This window comes from Paracoccaceae bacterium (assembly GCA_019454225.1).
Taxonomy (GTDB): domain Bacteria; phylum Pseudomonadota; class Alphaproteobacteria; order Rhodobacterales; family Rhodobacteraceae.
Genome location: CP075370.1, coordinates 2,106,653 through 2,124,709, shown reverse-complemented (window position 1 = coordinate 2,124,709; position 18,057 = coordinate 2,106,653). Strand labels below are relative to the sequence as shown.

Below are 18,057 nucleotides of genomic sequence, written 5' to 3'. Positions count from 1 at the left end.
CCGAGGCCAGGAGCCAAATGACCGACGTCGTCGACAGTCATACGCGATCCCGCATGATGGCTGGCATTCGGGGAAAGGATACGAAGCCGGAAATGATCCTCCGGCGGTCCCTGCACGCGCTTGGCTTCCGATATCGTCTGCACGGAAAGTGGCTGCCCGGCACGCCTGATCTGGTGCTGCCGAAATACAGGGCCGTCATCTTCGTTCACGGGTATTTCTGGCATCGCCATGATGGCTGCCGATACACGACGATCCCGTCTACGCGGCCCGAGTTCTGGATGGCCAAGTTCGCGGCGAATGTGGCACGAGATGAGATGAACCGAGCCGCCTTGCTGAGTGCTGGCTGGCGGGTCGCGATCGTTTGGGAGTGCGCTCTTCGCAGCGCGCAGGGCGCCGCTGCGGCAAGTGACAGCGTGGCGGACTGGCTTCGCAATGCGGGAACGGTGACGGAAATCGGGCAGAATACGGGGCAGAGGTCCGCCTCCGACTGACATCGGAAGCCTGCCAGTTCAGACTCCAAGGCAAGGGCTCTGCCGTATTCGGTCTCGGTCCAGGACGAGGACATCGCCATTCTTGTGCTCAGTTCACATCGTTTCCACTAAACACGGACGCCGGCTGTGATCACCTGATGCTCGGGGCATGGTTGTCCAATCGGTTGTCGGGACTTGTCCAAAACTCGAGCAGGCCAAGGCCCCAGCTACGATGAACTCCCCTACGCGTGCTTGCCATGGCAGTGCGCAAGGTGCGAAATCACGGGCGAAAGCCGCCCCCTTGCTGCGCCACCGCGCATTGGCCCCAGTTCGCTCATCTCGAGCCTCGACGCAGAGATGAGATGGGGAGAGAGTTTCAGACGGCGCCACGGCGGATGAGAAGTACCGAGATCATCGATTGACGGAGGCAATTTTGGAACCGCCGTGCGTACGGCCTCGGGGCAGTTCCACCCTTTGGGGGTACCATTGGGGGTATCGAAGATTTCAGAAGAATGTTTATTGTTTTATTTCATGTCCTTGTCGTGAAAATGCGAGTGCGGCTCTGGCACCACCTAAATCCCTGAAATCGACAGCCTTTGTTTCCACACCGATTTTTCTATCGGTTCGGGTTTGACGCTCTTGGCGGAAGGTTTGAAAATCCGCGCCCGCCGCGCGTTCTCGGTTTCCAGAGTCGCCATGGTCTCGCGGTTCTTGGCGGCGAGGGAGCCCTCGGTCCAGAACACATCAAGGGGTGCAGGACTACCCCGAACTCCTGGCTGGCGAACGGGTTCGACGACCGCTCAGTGGCGGGGCGGGATCGGGGCGGTCGCTGCCGTTCGCACTGTCGAACAGCCGGGCGACGGCGGCGAAGACGGCGTCAGGGGCGTGATACAGGACAAGCTGACCGCAGTCCGGCAGAAGGTCGAGCACGGCGCGCGGCCCGAGGCGGGAGGCAAACTCCTCGACCGAGGCGGCGGACACCACAGGGTCATGGCGGCCATGGACAAGGGCGACCGGCACCCGCGAGCCCTCGACCAGCGCCGTCCAGTCGCGCACGACATGGTGGCTGTCGATCTCGAAGGCCGAGTGTCCCTGCGACACGGCGAATTCGTAGCCGAGTTTCAGGGCATGAAACACGTCCGGGTCCGTGACCTTCGCCATGTCCGGAGCGCTGTTTTCATAGAGCGCCGAGACAAAGTTCTTCGCCCCGTTGTAGTCAAGCTGGCGGATACCCGCGCGCAGCACGAACGGGAGGGCGCCTGGGGCGTAGAGCGCGGTATAGGCCACCAACCGCTGGCGGCGGGACATCGTTGCGAACTGTCGGACCGACAGGATCGGCACCCCGCCTGCCACCGAGACGATCCCCGCCACCCGGTCCTGCAACCGCGCTGCGACGGCAAAGGCATAGACCGACCCCGCCATGTGGCCAAGGATCGCCACGCGCCGCAGACCAAGCTGATCCAGCGCCGCCTCGACATCCCTGGCCAGCCGGTGCGGGGCGGTCTCGACCGGCCCCTCGTCGGCGGGGGCGGTGCCAAAGCCGGGCCGGAACGGGGCGATCAGCCGGATGCGGTGGCGGACCAGCGCGGCCTCGATGGCGGGTGTAGGCGTGCAGCCGTCCAGCATCCCGTGCAGGAACAGCACCGGCCGCCCGCCCGGAGGGCCGTGAAAGACCACCGGCATGGCGCGGCCGGACGGGGTGGCCAGCATCAGCGGCTCGGCTGCGACGCGGGGTGTCGCCTCGGCCCGGTTCAGGACATGGCCGAGCGCGAGCAGCAGCCGCACCAGGTCCAGTTGACCGGTCACCCCGGTCTTGGACAGCAGCACCTTGACCTGACTGCGCACGGTCAGCACCGAAACCCCGCGCCGCGCCGCGATTTCCTCGGGGCGCTGGCCATTGGCAAGCGCCGTGGCCACCGCCGTTTCCGCCTCGGTCAGGCCAAAGGTCGCCTGCAACATCCGTTCCACCTCGGGCGGCGGCGCGGTCATCAGCGGGGCGAACAGGATCAATCGCTGGCCATCCCGGTCGGTCACGGGCCGCGCGATCTGGAACAGGGTCCGGTCCGGCAGGTCCAGCCGCAGGATGCGTTGCGCTTCGGTGTCCCCTTCGGCAAGCGCCGAAAGGTCGCGCAGCAGGCGGCTGATGGCACCGGGTGGATGGGCGTGGCTGTCCAGCCCGGCGATCTGCGCGCGGGTCTCCAGCCCCAGCCCCGCCGCAGCCGCCCGGTTCAGCCAGACCACCACCCCCGCCGCATCGACAAGCATGCGCGGCCCTTCGCCATCCATCGGCGGGCTGCTCTCGGGCCTGCCGAGTTCCTGCAGGATGTTGAAGGCGGTCTCGAAATGGGTATCGATCTCGGGGTCGGTCAGGCTTGTGCCGTCATGCAGGGCCGTCAGGTCGTCAAGGGCCTGCGTCAGGTTCCTGTCCCAGTGGTCCATGAACACATCATAGGACCGGGGTTCCAGCGCGATCCGGTAGATCGCATGGATCAGCGCCGCACGGTCGGCGGGGTCGGCCGGGCCAGTGGCATTCGTCGCTTCGGGCATCGCCCCCGTTTCGCTGGCAAGTGACAGGTTAACTGCGCCATCATACCCAATTTTGGGGATGCCGGACAGACCAGCTCTCCGTAGCGTTCGGGGCAGGCATGGATTGGTGCCCCCAGAGTTCGTTTTTTGCGGCAGGAGACGGCCATGAGCTATTACCTCGACCAGATCGCCCAGAGTGCCGGCCACCAAGATTTCAGCGCCTTCCTTGTGTCTCGGGGTCTGTCGTCCGACTTTGCTGCCGCGAACTCGATGTTCGGCATCACCGACCAGATCATCAACATGGTCAGCACGGCACAGTCCGAGTTGTACCAGGCGTCCCAAAGCGGGGCCATCTCGAACGCCTCGTCGGCGGTCTCGATTCTGGTGCTGCTGGACGGTGCCTTTGCCTCGCTGCAGAACATGCGTCAGCTTTCGGCCAACCTGACCCAGCTGAATTCCATGGGCGATCTGCAGGGCGGGCTTGCCTCGGTCGGCTCGCTTGCGGGCAATATCGGGCTGGGGCTGACGGCGGCGGCGGGTGCCCTGTCCACCATCGTGGGGACGGCGGGGCTGGTCGGGTCCACGGCGCCCGCCCTTGTGCCGTTGGCGCTGGCCTCGGTCGGGCTGAGTGCGGCAGGGGCGGCGCTGACGGTGATCCAGAACGCCACCGCGCAGTTCAACGTGTTGATCGACACGATCAACAATGCCTTGAACCAGGCCGCCAGCACCGGGCTGCCGGTGGTTCTGTATGATCCTCCCGACCCGGCCTCAAGCCAGAGCGGGTCAGGCTCCACCGGCAACACGGGTGGCACACCGGGCAATTCCGGCGGCACCGAGGCCCCGCCGATCCAGCCCGTGGTGATCGAACCGACGGACACATGGGATACCCTGAACCTCGACCCCGACCAGTCCCAGGCGGTTCTGGAAAATCCCGGTCTCGCGCCGCCGCCCACGACCCCCCCGGCCCCGCCGCAGCCGGACCCTCCCGGGCCGACCAGCGAGGAGGAATTCGAGAGGATCCAGGAAGCCTACAATGAGGTGCAACAGTTCCTCGACCAGTTCCGCGACATCTGGGGATTGCCGTCTGGCAACGGCGGCGGCGGTGGCGGCGGTGGTGGTGGCGGGGGAGGCGGCGGGGGAGGCGGCGGCGGTCCGGGCGAAGGCAGCGGCTTTGGCCCCGGCCTGCCTTCGCCCAGCCAGTATCGCCCGCGCGACCCGCTGATCCTTGACCTTGACGGCGACGGGATCGAACTGACCAGCCTCAACAACCCGCCGGTGTTCTTCGATGCCGACGGCAGCGGCGTCGGCACCCTGACAAGCTGGGTCGGCCCCGACGACGGCATCCTTGGCCGCGATCTGGACGGCGACGGGCTGATCAGCACCCAGGCAGAACTTTTCGGTGACACCTTCATCGACGCGCTGACCGATCTGGCGAAGAACGACGACAACGGCGACGGCATCATCGACGCCAGTGACGCGATCTGGCAAAGCCTGCGCGTCTGGCGCGACATCGACCAGAGCGGGTCCAGCAGCGCGAACGAAATCCAGACGATGGAAGAAGCCGGGATCGTGTCGATCTCGCTGACGGCCCTTCCCGGCAATGTCGTCAGAAACGACAGCCTGATCTTTTCCAGCAGCACCTACCAGACCGTTGCGGGAGAGGTGCGCGGGACGGCGGCGGTGTTCTTCGGCATCGACACGCTGTTTTCGCGCAGCACCTATCCCGACGGGTTCGAACTGGACGCGAGCCTCCTTGCCCTGCCCAACATCAAGGGCTTCGGCACGATGCCGGACCTGTGGGTGGCGGTATCGGGCGATGCCGCCCTGCGCGCCATGGTCGAGTCGCTCGTGCCGCTGGCCGGAACCGTCCGCGGAGCCGAGTTCCTGGCCGCGTTCGAGACCATGGCCCTGCACTGGGCCGGGGTCGCCGGGGTGACCACCGAACCGGCCGATCTTGGCTTGAACCCGCAGAAGTTTGCCTTCCTCGCCGCGATCACGGGCACCACCGCCGCGCCGCCCGAACTGCAGTCGCAGGTCATGCAGATCGAGGACGCCTACAATGCCGCCATCCTGTCGCTGGCCCTGCGCTTCGGCATCGACCTGACGCGGGCCCTGCATGCGCAGGCCGCGACAATCGAGGAAAGCCTTGCCGTTCCACAGAATCCGTTCTTCGCGCTGTCCTTCCTCAGCGTCGATCCGCAATGGGGGTTCGTGACCGGCGGGCTGGAACGGCTGGTCTATGAAATCGTCAACCGCATGCCCGACGGCAGGGATGCCGCCATGACGCATCTCGACGCGGTGGCGCCCCTGATCATGGCGCTGCGGGGCGAGTATTTCCCGAACTTGCCCTCGGGTCGCGCGGACTTTGACGAGATGGTCACGGGTGTGCTTGACCGCTACCTGACCGATCCGTTCCTGCGCGCCTATGCGGAAGAGGCGCGTCTGGCCTACCGGGTGTTCGTCGGGGATGCGGGGGACAATGCGCTGTCCATCGATCTGGATGGTGCGATTGGCCGGCTGTATCCGTCGGTCATCGTCGATGGCGGGGCGGGGGATGACGCATTTTCCTTCGCCTCGGAATTCGGATACCTGCAGAAACGCCTGGCCCTGGTCTATCGCGCAGGCGACGGCGACGACACCGTTGACCTGTCCGGGCTGCGCGGCAGCGTCCGCATCTTCGCCCCCGACAGTCAGGCCTTCCAGATCGACATGCGCAAGGTCGCGGCCGACACGGGCGCGGTGATCCGTTTTGCCAACGGGGGGACGATCACGATCACCGGCTTCAATCCGCTGGACGTGACGATCGAGGTCATCACCGGCGACGGCGCCGTGCTGACCTTCGATCCGTTCCGCTTCCATGGCACCGGGGCCGACGAGACCTTTACCGGCCAGTCCTGGGCCGAAACCTATGTCTACGAGGTGCCGGGCGGCGGGGCGGATACCATCAACGAACCGTTTTCAAACTTCTCCAGCACGGTCGTTGACCGGCTTGTGCTGATGGGCACGACCCCCGACCAGTTGATCCTGACGCGCGACGGGGCCGATCTGGTGCTGACCTTTGCCAATGGCGGGCCGGGCGACAGCATCCGGCTGGTCGGGCAGCATTCCACCGGCTTTTTCGGTGGCGCGGTGCAGTACCGCATCGAGCAAGTCCTGTTCGATGACGGCACGGTGATCACGGCAAGGGACCTGCACACGCTGGCCTTTGCCCAGCTTTCGACACCGGGCAACGACAGCATCACCGGCACCAGTGCCGACGAGGTCCTGACCCTGTCGGAGGGCGACGACACCCTGTCCGCCGGGTCGGGAACCGACACCTATGTCATGCCCGCCGGGATCACCGTGAACACCACGATCCGGAACGGCGGCCAGTTGGCGCAGACCGATACGCTGGTGCTGAACGGGGTGACGGCGGCCGAGGCAAGCTGGGCGCGCAGCGGCAACACAGTAATCCTGACCCTGCCCAACGGCACCATCACCCTTGTCAACCAGATGGCGGCGGCAGGGGGCGACACGATCAACCGCTTCGTCTTTGACGACGTGACGCTGACCGCCCTGCAGGTCGCCGCGCTGATCATCCCTGAAAGCGGCACGGGCAACGCGGTCAGCGGCACCGGCGCCGATGGTGCGCTGAACGGCACCACGGGCGACGACACCTTCACCAGTGGCCCCGGCAATCAGGTGATGAACGGCGGCGCGGGCAGCGACCTTTACCTTTGGGGCGCGGGCGAGGGCAATGACGAGATCAACGAGACCACGGGCGAGAACAGCCACCGCAGCATCGACCGGCTGCGGCTGATCGACCTGAACCCCGAGGACCTGGAGTTCACCCGTATCGGCAACGATCTGGTGATCCGCATCCTCGAAACCGGCGAGACGCTGATCGTGCGGGTGCAGTTCGGCACTGTCACGACGCGGCGGATGGAGTTCTTCGAATTCGCCGACGGCACCGTCTGGAACGAGGCGGCGATGCAGGCGGCGGCGGCCTATCGCGGCTCCGCCGGGGCCGACACGATCGACGGATCGGGCCAGAGTGACACGATCATCGGCGGGCCGGGCAACGACCTCATGCGCGGCGGGGCCGGATCGGACACCTATGTCCTTCGTCCCGGCGACGGAATGGACACGATCAACGACCCGGCCCTGAGCAACGAGGTCCGGGTGAACGTCCTGCGTCTGGAGGGGGTCCTGCCCGGCGATGTCCGGATCGAGCGGGTCTCGCATGACAGTCTTGACGCCCGGCTGCACTATGGCAACGGCGACAGCGTCCTCTTGCCCTGGCAACTGCTGACCGGATCGGGCTCGGCGACCCTGCGGACGATCCAGGAGGTGCGTTTCGACGACGGCACGATCTGGACCGAGGCCGATCTGATCGCCATGGCCAGGATCTACGGCGGCCCGGGCAACGACGCGATCACCGCGACCGGCCCCGTCGATGGCGGGGCGGGTGATGACACGATCACCGGGCTGAACAACACGGATGAAATCTATTACTTCGGGGCCGGATCGGGCAACGACACGGTGATCGACCGCTCCCGCGATACCGGGCGCGACATGGTCCGCCTTGAAGGGTTGAACCGGTCCGATGTGATGCTGTCGCGCGACGGCGATGACCTTCTGGTCACGATCATCGCCAGCGCCGAGGTGCTGCGTGTCACAGGCCAGCACGCCCCGGCAGACGGGGCGTTTCTTCTGGGCGTCCGGTCGCTTGTCTTCGATGACGTGACACTGAACCGCAACGGCATCGCCAACGCCTCGCTGACGCCAGGCACGGCCGGTGAGGACACGATCCTTGGCGGTCCGGACTGGGAAACGCTGGAGGGCAAGGGCGGGCCCGACCATCTGGATGGGGCGGACGGATCGGACCGCTACATCTGGCGCATCGGTGACGGCAACGACGTGATCGAGGACAGCGGGGTATGGGATGACCTTGACCTGCTGGACCTCGTCGATGTGCCCGGCCCGGCAGCGGTGGCGTTGATCCGACCCGGCGACGCGCCCCTGGATCTGATCATCCGTGTGCTGGCCACCGGCGAGGAAATCCGCCTGCCGAACCAGTTCGGCGGGGGCAACATCGAGGCGATCCGCTTTCAGGACGGCACCATCCTCTTCGCCCCGCAACTGCCGGCCCTGTCCACGATCACGGGCCTGCCCGAGGGCGGGCGGATCACCGGCCACTACTGGTCCGAAATCCTGCGTTCCGGCCCGGGCGAGCATGTGATGGACGGCCGCGAAGGCGCCGACACCTATGTCTGGACGCGCGGCGACGGCCATGACGTGATCGAGGAGACCACCACCGAATATGGCCCTGCCGAAGGGGAGGAGGGCGGCGATCCCTATGAGGCGCCGCATGACGGGCCGGGCGATACGCTGCGGCTGCCGGGCCTGACCAGGGCCGACGTCGCCTTCTCGCGCCCCGACGGCACCTCCGACCTTGTCATCACCATCCTCGATAGCGGCGAAACCCTGACCATCAGGGGCACCTTCGACGCCCCCCTGCGCGGGATCGAACTGTATCTCTTTGCCGACGGTCCGATGACCCGGGCCGAGGTCTATGCGGCGGCGGGGATTGCGGTCATCACGGGCGGGCCGCTCTTGCAGGGCAGCTTCCTGCCCGAACATTTCCTGCTTGGCCCCGGGGATGAAACCGTCGTCACCGGCGGCGGCAAGGATACCGTCGAGATCGGCCCGGGCGGCGGCCATGACCGGATCGAGGGGTTCCAGAAAGGCACCGGCGGCACCGTTGTCCTGCTGACGGCGGCCCCGTTTGCCAGCTTCGCGGACCTGCTGGCGGCGGCCAGCCAGAGCGGAGATGACGTTGTCATCGCACTGGGCGAGGGCGCAAGCCTGACTCTCGTCGGGTTGGATCTGACCGACCTGCTGCCCCAGAACTTCGGCTTTGACCGGGTGATGCCGCAAGGGTCCGCCGCCGCCGATTTCATTGTCCTCTCGGAACTTGGCGACCGCGTTCAGGCCCTGCGGGGCGATGACTCCATCCTTGGCGGCAGCGGCCATGACGAAATCATCGGCGGCCTCGGCAACGACACGCTGATCGGCAACGACGGCAACGACACGCTGCGGGGCGGGGCTGGCGACGACTTCCTGCGCGGCATGGTCGGGGATGACCTGGTGCTTGGCTCTGCGGGCAACGATGTGCTGCGGGGCGAACAGGGGCATGACACGCTCCGCGGCGGGGATGGCGGCGACACGATCTTCGGCGGCAGCGGCAATGACCGGCTGGGGGGCGACGCGGGCGACGATGTCCTTCAGGGCGGATCGGGGACAGACACGCTGCGGGGCGGCGCGGGCAATGACACGCTTGTCGGCGGTTCGGACAACGATCTGCTGTTCGGCGACGCCGACGACGATCTGCTGCAGGGCGGGGACGGCAGCGATACCCTGCGCGGCGGCGAGGGGGCCGATACGCTGCAGGGCGAGGCTGACGACGACCTGCTCTTTGGTGACGTCGGCAACGACGACCTGTCCGGGGGCGACGGCAACGACACGATCCGGGGCGGTGACGGGGATGACCGCCTTGACGGCGGGGCGGACCACGACACGCTCTTTGGTGAGGCGGGCAACGACCTGATCCAGGGCGGCACCGGTGACGACCTGCTTCTGGGTGGCGATGGCGATGACACGCTGGAGGGAGGGGACGGCGAGGATTTCCTGCGCGGCGACGCCGGTGATGACGTGCTTGACGGCGGCACCGGCAACGACAGCCTGAGGGGCGGCGGAGGCAATGACTCGCTTTATGGCGGCGACGGCGATGACCTGCTGCGTGGCGAGCATGACAACGACCTCCTCGACGGAGGTGAGGGTCAGGACACACTGATCGGCGGGGCCGGGAACGACACGCTGAACGGCGGCGATGGTGACGACGTGCTGACGGGCGGCGGTGGGCGGGACGTCTTCGTCTTCCACGGCGATCATGGCGGGGCGGACCGGATCACCGACTTCACCACGCGTGTGGACAGGATCGATCTGTCCGGCCTCGGCATCGGCGACGACGCGGCGCTATCCGCAAGCGGCGCCCTGTCCGACACGGAAGACGGGGTGCTGATCGACCTCTCGCTCGTGGGTGGGCAGGGATCGGTGCTGCTGGACGGGTTGGCGCTGTCGATGCTCCAGCCTGACGACTTCATCCTCTGACGGGATCACCCCCGCCCGGCCCGTATCGACGGGCCGATCCGCGAACGAACCTGTGGCCGTATCCCTTCCGCACACCAGATCAATGTGTTGCAGGTTGAAGCTGAGACGTGAGAGGTCGCCGGAATCGGCACCGATCCGGCCGCATGTCGCACGGGTCATGGCGGACCAGCCGCCCCGCGTGGCGGCGACGGAGCCCTGCGTCAGCGCCCACCATCGGACGCAGGCGATGGATGAATCGGGGCTCCCCCCGCGCGGCCTCAGCCCCCGCGATCGGCACGCGCAGGCGGTCGTCATCCAGATCGCCTGCCCGAAAGGCCGCCTCGATGGCCTCCTCCGCTTCGATTAGCCGGGCACCGGCCACGACGGCCTCGCGCCGCATCTGGTCGAGGACCGCCTGGATGGCCGCCACCTGACCGGCGCCGCGTTGCACACCCTGGCCTGCGCATGCCGTCCTGCGATCACGCTGGACTGTCAGGATGGGTCCCTCACGGAACCTGTGCACCCGGGCGCCTGCCTACCCCGCCATGCGCCGCCAGAACGGTGCGATCACCCGGGTGGCCAGCGGGATCAGCAGCACCCCCAGGCCCAGCCCGAACACCCCGTCCATCGTGGCCTTGGCCAGCCATTCCACGAACCCCTCGGCCGGCGGCACCAGATGCGCCACCGCCGCCGCCCAGTCATGGATGTGATGGCCCAGCCAGCCCGCCCCCAGCACCTCGAGCCCGTGGATCACGATCGACCCGCCGACCCACAGCATCGCCGCCGTGCCGACCGTGGACAGCACCCGCAGCAGCACCGGCATGCCCTGCACCAGCCCCCGCCCCATGGCACGCCAGGGCCGCGTCCGCCCGGTGGCGGCCATGTGCAGGCCGATGTCGTCCATCTTCACGATCAGCGCCACGGCGCCATAGACGAAGACCGTGATCAGCACGCCCACGACGGCCAGCGTCACCGCCTCCTGCCAGATCGAGGTGGCGGGGATCTCGGCCAGCGCGATGGTCATGATCTCGGCCGACAGGATGAAATCGGTCTTGATCGCGCCCGCGACCTTGGCCTCTTCCAGATGCGCCGGGTCGCCGGTGGCATGGTCGGCCTCGACATGTGCGTCGCCATGCGGAAACAGGACGTGGAACACCTTTTCCGCCCCCTCGAAACACAGGTAGGCGCCCCCCAGCATCAGCAGCGGGGTGATCGCCTGCGGCAGGACCGCGTCCAGCGCCAGAAGCCCGGGCAGCAGGAAGACCAGCTTGTTCTTCAGCGAGCCGAGCGCGATGCGGCCGATGATCGGCAGTTCGCGGTCGGCCGAGAACCCGGTGACGTATTTCGGCGTCACGGCCGCATCGTCGATCACCACGCCCGCCGCCTTGGCCCCCGCCTTGGCCGCCGCCCCGGCAATGTCGTCGACCGAGGCGGCCGCCACCTTGGCGATGGCCGCCACATCATCCAGCAGCGCCAGAAGCCCGCTCATCCCCGCACCCCGCAGAGGCCGGTCCGACCGCCGGAGCCGCCTCGCGCGACGCTAGCGCCGCCGCCCGCGCCGCGCCAGCTCCCGCAGCGCGGCAATTGGGGGCGGTGCGGCACCCTGCCCCTTGCGCCCGCCCGCCCCGCCCCGCCAAAAGGCCGGACAGCCGCCAACAGATGCGCGCGGCGGCAGAACGGATGGCGCAGGGCATGGCAATTGGCTATGAACACGGGCGAAACGCCTTGCAGACGGGTCAGCCCATGTCGAACCGCGCCGCCCTTGTGCTTGGCCTCGTGATCGTGGCGGCCGCCGTCGCCGATCAGGTGGCCAACGGCGGCACGGCCACGCTGTTTCTGGGCCGCAAGCTGGTGTCGCTGATCGAATATGCGGCGTTCTGGCGATAGGGATTGATCGGCGGGCTCTGCCGGTGTTAGCGCAAACAGGGGTCCGGCGGACCCCGAGGTCAAGGAGGACTGGGACATGACGGTGAAAGTGGCCATCAACGGCTTCGGACGGATCGGGCGCAACGTGCTGCGCGCCATCGTGGAATCGGGACGCACCGACATCCAGGTCGTGGCGATCAACGATCTCGGCCCGGTCGAGACCAACGCGCATCTGCTGCGCTACGATTCGGTGCATGGCCGCTTCCCCGCCACCGTGACCACGACGGAAAGCACCATCGACGTCGGCCGGGGGCCGATGCGCGTGACGGCGATCCGCAACCCGGCCGAACTGCCCTGGTCGGACGTCGACATCATCATGGAATGCACCGGCATCTTCACATCCAAGGACAAGTGCATGGCGCATCTGTCCACCGGCGCAAAGCGGGTGCTGATCTCGGCGCCCGGCGACGGGGCCGACAAGACCATCGTCTACGGCGTCAACCACGACACGCTGACGAAGGATGACGTGGTGGTGTCGAACGCCTCCTGCACCACCAACTGCCTGTCGCCGGTGGCCTCGGTGCTGCACAAGGCTATCGGCATCGAGAAGGGGATGATGACGACCATCCATTCCTACACCGGCGACCAGCCGACGCTCGACACGATGCACAAGGATCTGTACCGCGCCCGCGCCGCCGCGCTGTCGATGATCCCGACCTCGACCGGGGCGGCCAAGGCCGTGGGCCTGGTGCTGCCCGAACTGAAGGGCAAGCTGGACGGTTTCGCCATGCGCGTGCCGACCCCCAACGTCAGCGTGGTGGACCTGAAGTTCATCGCCCGGCGCGCCACGACGGTGGACGAGGTCAACGCCGCCATCAGGGCCGCCGCCGACGGGCCGATGAAGGGCATTCTGGGCTATACCCTGGAAAAGCTGGTCTCGTCCGACTTCAACCATGACCCGCATTCCAGCGTGTTCCACATGGACCAGACCAAGGTGATGGACGGAACCTTCGTGTCGGTGCTGTCGTGGTACGACAACGAATGGGGCTTCTCGAACCGCATGGCCGATACGGCGGTGGCGATGGGCAAGCTGATCTGACGCACGCCCCATGGCACATGTTGCGGGCCGGTCACGAAAATTTACCGGCCCGCATCTTTCCTAGCCCCCGCCCGTGCCGCATCTAGAGGCATGGACATTGCGGTTCTCCTCGGCGTTCTTTCCGGCCTCATTTTCGTCATCGCGCTGACCGAGCCGGTGGCCGACCGACTGCGGCTCCCAGCTTCCGTGGTGCTGGCCGTGCTGGGCATCGCCATCGGCGCGGGCGCGTCCTGGTTCTGGGCGACACCGCTGACCGACGCGCTGAACCCGGTGGCGCTGGCGATCCTGCGGCTGCCGATCTCGTCGGACGTGTTCCTGTATGTGTTCCTGCCGATCCTGATCTTCCAGGTCTCGCTGACGCTGAACCTGCGGCGCATGCTGGACGACTGGGTGCCGATCCTGACGCTCGCCGTGGTGGCGGTGCTGGTGGCGACGGCGGTGATCGCGCTGGCGCTCTGGCCGATCTCGGGGCTGCCGCTGATCGGCTGCCTGCTGATCGCGGCGATCGTGTCCACCACCGATCCCTCGGCCGTCGTCTCGATCTTCCGCGCGACCCCCGCGCCGCAGCGGCTTGCCCGCATCGTCGAGGGCGAAAGCCTGCTGAACGACGCCGCCGCCATCGCGCTGTTCGGCGTGTTCCTGACCGACGTGATCCGCCGCGTCGAGGAACCCGAGATCCTGCTGGCGCTGTCGCGCTTTCCGTTCATCATCGTCGCCGGGGCGGCGGTGGGCTGGTTCATGGGGCGCATTGCCGTGGCGGCGATGGGGCGCATCGCGCCCTATCCGCTGGGGCAGGTGACGATCTCGCTCGCCCTGCCCTTCGCGTCCTACATCCTGGCCGATCGGATCGTCGGGGCCTCGGGCGTGGTGGCGGTGGTGGCGGCCGGGATGACGGTGAACTTCCTGGCCCCGGGCCGGCTGTCGCCCCCCGCGCTGGCGCAGTTGCGCGATGCCTGGGGGCTGATGGCCTATTGGGCGGGCGGGCTGATCTTCGTTCTGGCCGCGCTGCTGGTGCCCAAACTGGTGCCCTCGATGACGCTGAAGGATCTGGGGCTGATCCTGGTCACCGCGCTGGCGGCGCTGATGGCAAGGGCGCTGGTGCTCTACGGCCTTCTGCCGCTCCTGACGGTGGCGCGGCTCTCGCCCCGGGTCGATCCGCCCTACCGCGTGGCGATCCTCTGGGGCGGGCTGCGCGGCGCGGTGACGCTGGCGCTGGCGCTGGCTGTCACCGAAAGCTTCGGTGTCCCGGCCGAGGTGAAGCGGCAGGTCGGCGTGATCGCCGTGGGCTTCACGCTGATCACCCTGCTGGTGCAGGGCACCACCCTGCGCCCGCTGATCCACTGGCTGGGGCTGGACCGGCTGTCGCCGCTCGACCGGGCGCTGGCCGACCAGGTGGTCGCGGTCGCCCTCCAGTCGGTGCGCGAGACGGTGGCCGAAACGACACGGCAGCTCGATCTCCAGCCCGCCATCGTGCGGGATGAGGCCAAGCGCTTCGGCGAACGGCTGGGCGGCGCCGTGGACCGCGCGGACGAGGCGCGCGACATCCTCGACAAGGACCGCGTGACCCTGGGACTGGTCGCGCTGGCGGGGCAGGAACGCGACATCATCCTTGCCGCCTTCCGCGACGATCTGATGCCCGCCCGGCTGGCAGAACGGCTGCTGGCCGATGCAGACCGCCTGATCGAGGCGACGCGGGTCGACGGGCGGTCGGGATATCGCGTCACGTCGAAATCCGCCATCCGCACCGGCCGCACGCACCGGCTGGCCGAGGCGCTGCATCACCGGCTGCGGGTCTCGGCCCCGCTGGAACGGCTGACCGAGGACCGGTTCGAGCAGCTCGTGGCGCTCAGCCAGGTGTTGCGGGCCCTGCACGGCTTCATCGACCGGCGCATCCTGCGGATTCACGGGCGGCGGGTGGCCGATCTGCTGCATGACCTGCTCGACCGGCGCGGCGACGATGTGGACAAGGCGCTCGAAGGGCTGCGCCTGCAGTTTCCCGGCTATGCCGACCGGCTGGAACGCCGACTGATCCGCCGCACGACGCTGGCGCAGGAGGCCCGCGAATACCAGGCGCTGACCGAGGACGGGCTGATCGGGCCGGAACTGCACAAGGCGCTGATGGCCGAGGTGGCAACGGGCCGCGCCACGCTGGCGGCGCGGCCGCGCCTTGATCTCGATCTGCAGAAGGGCGATCTGGTGCGCCGCTTTCCGCTGTTCGCCGAGATGGAGCCGACCGCGCAGGAACGGCTGGCCAGCCGCCTGCGCACCGTCTATGTGGCGCCCGGCGACGTGATCCTGCGGCACGAGGAAGTCGCGCGCTCGGTGTATTTCCTGGCCTCCGGCGCCATCGAGATGCTGCAGGCCGGGCAGGTCACCCGGCTTGGCCGGGGCGAGATGTTCGGGGAACTGGCGCTGCTGCTGCGGCGGGCGCGGCGGGCGCGGGTGACGGCGATCACCCATTGCACGCTTCTGGTGCTGGACGAGGCGCGGTTCCTCGACCTCGTGCGCGAGAATCCGGGCCTTCGGCGGCTGGTCGAGGAACGTGCGGGCAAGCGCGGTGTCACGCTGGACCCCGCGATCTTTGCGCCGCGCACCGGCCCGGGCCGTTCGCCGCTGGCCTGGCTGCAACGCGCCCTGCACCCGGCGGAATAGCCATGCACCCGGCACATGGCGCCACGCCGGCCAAGGCTCTGGCATATCGCGGCCCTAGGCTCCATCTTTCACGCATACCGCGCCCTCAAGGGAGGGAGGCGCGGCAGAACGAAGAAGGAGACCCCGCATGACACGGATCATCGAAGACCTGAAAACCCGCCTGCACGACCACGCCCGCTACCTGCGCACCCGGGACGAAATCGCCCGCCTGCCGCTGGATGTGGCGCTGGATCTGGACATCTTCCCGGGCGACGCCGACCGGATCGCGCGCCGCGCCGTCTACGGCGACTGACGCGGCCCTCCCGCCGCCGTCGCGGCCAAACCTTGACAAAGGGTTAATCCGCGCTGCCAAGCCATTGATCTTGCTGGGCGCGAAAAGCGTCCCACGATGGGACGCCTCCGCGCCTAGCCGAACCGCGCCTTCAGCGCGGCCGCCACCGGCGCCGGCACGAACTTCGACACGTCACCGCCCAGCCGGGCGATTTCCTTGACAAGCTTCGACGCGATCGCCTGCCGCTGCGCGTCGGCCATCAGGAACACCGTCTCGATATCGTGGTTCAGCGCCCGGTTCATCCCGACCATCTGGAACTCGTACTCGAAATCCGCGACCGCACGCAGGCCGCGGATGATGAAGGTCGCGCCCACGTCGCGGGCGCAGTCGATCAGCAGGTTCTCGAACGGATGCACCACGATCTCGCCGCCGGCCCGCGCCGCGATGGGCCGGATCTCGGTCTCGACCATCGCCACGCGCTCCTCCAGGCTGAACAGCGGCCCCTTGTCGCGGTTGATCGCAACCCCGATCACCAGCCTGTCGCACAGCGCCATCGCGCGTCCGATGATATCGACATGCCCGAGTGTCACGGGATCGAAGGTGCCCGGGTAAAGTCCGATGCGCATGGGTCCTCCAGGGATGGCGCCTGCGACGGGCACGCAACGATATTGCGCGCGGCTTTGCAAGGGGCCAGTCGGCCGCGCCCGCGGACAGGCGCTAGAACCCCTTGATCATCCCCTCCAGCGCGTCCTTCTCCATCGCCAGTTCGCCCAGCCGCGCCTTCACCACGTCGCCGATCGAGATGAGCCCCACCATCTCGTCCCCCTCCATCACCGGCATGTGGCGGAAACGGCCGTCGGTCATCTTCTGCATCACGTCCTCTGCCGTGTCGGTGACGCGGCAGCCGATGATGCGGGCGGTCATCACGTCATCCACCTGGTCCGACAGGCAGACCGCGCCCCGTCGCCCAAGCTCGCGCACGACGTCGCGCTCCGACAGGATGCCTGCCACCCGCTTGCCGTCCGCCGACACGATCACCGCGCCGATGCGCCGCGCCGAGAGGAGTTCGACCGCCTTGGCAAGCGTCGTGCCGGGGGCGACCGTCACGACACCGTCGTCGGATTTCGATTTGAGGATCTGCTGGACCAGCATCCGGGCCTCCCTTCCCAATGACCTGTCGATAGGCAAGGGTCTATCGCGTGCGCCACCCTGTCAAGTCGGCCATTCCCCGCGCAGGACTGCGCCCTGCGTCGGGCGGGTCACTTCGCGGCGTTCGCCTCCTTCATGGCCGGGCCAAGCGCCTTCTTGTAGGCGCTCAGAACCGCTTGCTTGTCGGCGATGACCTTGCTGATCGCGGTCTGGGTCGCAGCGTCGTTCGTAATCATGGTCTGCAAGGCATCCAGATGCGACACGGTCAGCAGTTTCGCCCAGGTGCCCTTCTGCTGCTGGGCCTCCTGTGCGGCATCCTGAAAGTCCTGCATGGCTTTCGCGATCGTCTTCTGCGCCGCCTCGGCTGTCTTGATGTAGTCCTCCAGCGTCACGATGACGAGCGTTATGCCCTCGACATAGGCTTCCATCGCGGCCTTGTAGGAGGTGTGCTTCTTCGACTTCCCCCAGCTTTTTCCGTCCTTCTTCGGAGGCTCGGGCTTTTTCGGTATCTCGGTGGAAAGCTCTGCGGCGGAGCGCTTGATCTCGAACGTGTTTGCCTCGAGCTTTGCAACCTGCGCCTTGATCTCGTTCCCCTTCAGGAGCGTCTTGAGGGCATCCTTCAAGAGGTCGATGTGCGTCTCGTAATAGATGGCGGCTTTCTTGAGCGGAACCTGAAGCAGCTTGTTGGCGCCCTTGGCGCCCAGATCAATGATGAGATCGGACATGGAAGGCATTGACTTTTCTCCTTTACTGGCACTGTCACACGGACTTGCGCCGGCATGATTGCCCGACATCGCCCGCCGATCAAGGTCTTTTCAGTGCGGCAAGGTCAGGACCGAAACGCCCCGCATCGGGAACGGCGAAAGGCTGCCCCCGCATGCGCGCGCACCCGT

The 18,057-nt window shown here is 67.3% G+C and carries 11 protein-coding genes; 6 read left to right on the top strand and 5 right to left on the bottom strand.

What is annotated here, in order from left to right:
* The first annotated feature begins 17 nt into the window (after nt 1-17).
* Nucleotides 18-491, top strand: coding sequence for a DNA mismatch endonuclease Vsr (vsr, locus tag KF887_10050; protein QYK39820.1), 474 nt, complete (start codon nt 18-20; stop codon nt 489-491).
* A 738-nt stretch (nt 492-1,229) separates the two neighbouring features.
* On the opposite strand, the gene KF887_10045 is transcribed toward vsr, so the two are convergent.
* A complete protein-coding gene (locus tag KF887_10045) occupies nt 1,230-3,017 on the bottom strand; it encodes an alpha/beta fold hydrolase (protein ID QYK39819.1) in 1,788 nt (595 codons plus the stop codon).
* 144 nt (nt 3,018-3,161) lie between these two features.
* Here KF887_10045 and KF887_10040 point away from each other — a divergent pair, with 144 nt between their 5' ends.
* On the top strand, nt 3,162-10,148 hold the full coding sequence (locus tag KF887_10040) for a hypothetical protein (GenBank protein QYK39818.1): 6,987 nt from the start codon (nt 3,162-3,164) through the stop codon (nt 10,146-10,148).
* Nucleotides 10,149-10,662: 514 nt separating this feature from the next.
* Here the strand turns inward: KF887_10040 and KF887_10035 are convergent.
* Nucleotides 10,663-11,616, bottom strand: a complete 954-nt coding sequence (locus KF887_10035; GenBank protein ID QYK39817.1) for a DUF808 domain-containing protein — start codon at nt 11,614-11,616, stop codon at nt 10,663-10,665.
* 170 nt (nt 11,617-11,786) lie between these two features.
* On the opposite strand from KF887_10035, the gene KF887_10030 reads away from it, so the two are divergent.
* The 4 genes from KF887_10030 to KF887_10015 all read left to right on the top strand — a co-directional run bounded on the left by KF887_10030 (nt 11,787) and on the right by KF887_10015 (nt 16,036).
* Nucleotides 11,787-12,014: a hypothetical protein gene (locus tag KF887_10030; protein ID QYK43677.1), complete on the top strand. Its 228-nt coding sequence runs from the start codon at nt 11,787-11,789 to the stop codon at nt 12,012-12,014.
* A gap of 76 nt (nt 12,015-12,090) precedes the next feature.
* Nucleotides 12,091-13,092, top strand: coding sequence for a type I glyceraldehyde-3-phosphate dehydrogenase (gene gap, locus KF887_10025; GenBank protein QYK39816.1), 1,002 nt, complete (start codon nt 12,091-12,093; stop codon nt 13,090-13,092).
* A gap of 90 nt (nt 13,093-13,182) precedes the next feature.
* Nucleotides 13,183-15,744 (top strand): cation:proton antiporter, encoded by a 2,562-nt coding sequence (locus tag KF887_10020; GenBank protein QYK39815.1) that lies wholly within the window; start codon nt 13,183-13,185, stop codon nt 15,742-15,744.
* Nucleotides 15,745-15,871: 127 nt separating this feature from the next.
* Nucleotides 15,872-16,036 carry a hypothetical protein gene (locus tag KF887_10015; protein ID QYK39814.1) on the top strand — a complete coding sequence of 55 codons (165 nt, stop codon included), beginning with the start codon at nt 15,872-15,874 and terminating at the stop codon, nt 16,034-16,036.
* Between the two features lie 113 nt (nt 16,037-16,149).
* On the opposite strand, the gene coaD is transcribed toward KF887_10015, so the two are convergent.
* The 3 genes from coaD to KF887_10000 all read right to left on the bottom strand — a co-directional run bounded on the left by coaD (nt 16,150) and on the right by KF887_10000 (nt 17,889).
* The gene (coaD, locus tag KF887_10010) at nt 16,150-16,641 is read right to left on the bottom strand and encodes a pantetheine-phosphate adenylyltransferase (GenBank protein QYK39813.1); all 492 of its coding nucleotides are present in this window, start codon (nt 16,639-16,641) and stop codon (nt 16,150-16,152) included.
* Nucleotides 16,642-16,732: 91 nt separating this feature from the next.
* The gene (locus KF887_10005; protein ID QYK39812.1) at nt 16,733-17,167 is read right to left on the bottom strand and encodes a CBS domain-containing protein; all 435 of its coding nucleotides are present in this window, start codon (nt 17,165-17,167) and stop codon (nt 16,733-16,735) included.
* Nucleotides 17,168-17,274: 107 nt separating this feature from the next.
* Complete coding sequence (locus tag KF887_10000) at nt 17,275-17,889, bottom strand: hypothetical protein (protein ID QYK39811.1); 615 nt, start codon at nt 17,887-17,889, stop codon at nt 17,275-17,277.
* Nucleotides 17,890-18,057: the final 168 nt, after the last annotated feature.

What these genes read in the sequence shown, in the direction of transcription:
- vsr (QYK39820.1), top strand. Translation starts at nt 18, where the DNA reads ATGACCGACGTCGTCGACAGTCATACGCGATCCCGCATGATGGCTGGC.
- KF887_10045 (QYK39819.1), bottom strand. Translation starts at nt 3,017, where the DNA reads ATGCCCGAAGCGACGAATGCCACTGGCCCGGCCGACCCCGCCGACCGT.
- KF887_10040 (QYK39818.1), top strand. Translation starts at nt 3,162, where the DNA reads ATGAGCTATTACCTCGACCAGATCGCCCAGAGTGCCGGCCACCAAGAT.
- KF887_10035 (QYK39817.1), bottom strand. Translation starts at nt 11,616, where the DNA reads ATGAGCGGGCTTCTGGCGCTGCTGGATGATGTGGCGGCCATCGCCAAG.
- KF887_10030 (QYK43677.1), top strand. Translation starts at nt 11,787, where the DNA reads ATGCGCGCGGCGGCAGAACGGATGGCGCAGGGCATGGCAATTGGCTAT.
- gap (QYK39816.1), top strand. Translation starts at nt 12,091, where the DNA reads ATGACGGTGAAAGTGGCCATCAACGGCTTCGGACGGATCGGGCGCAAC.
- KF887_10020 (QYK39815.1), top strand. Translation starts at nt 13,183, where the DNA reads ATGGACATTGCGGTTCTCCTCGGCGTTCTTTCCGGCCTCATTTTCGTC.
- KF887_10015 (QYK39814.1), top strand. Translation starts at nt 15,872, where the DNA reads ATGACACGGATCATCGAAGACCTGAAAACCCGCCTGCACGACCACGCC.
- coaD (QYK39813.1), bottom strand. Translation starts at nt 16,641, where the DNA reads ATGCGCATCGGACTTTACCCGGGCACCTTCGATCCCGTGACACTCGGG.
- KF887_10005 (QYK39812.1), bottom strand. Translation starts at nt 17,167, where the DNA reads ATGCTGGTCCAGCAGATCCTCAAATCGAAATCCGACGACGGTGTCGTG.
- KF887_10000 (QYK39811.1), bottom strand. Translation starts at nt 17,889, where the DNA reads ATGTCCGATCTCATCATTGATCTGGGCGCCAAGGGCGCCAACAAGCTG.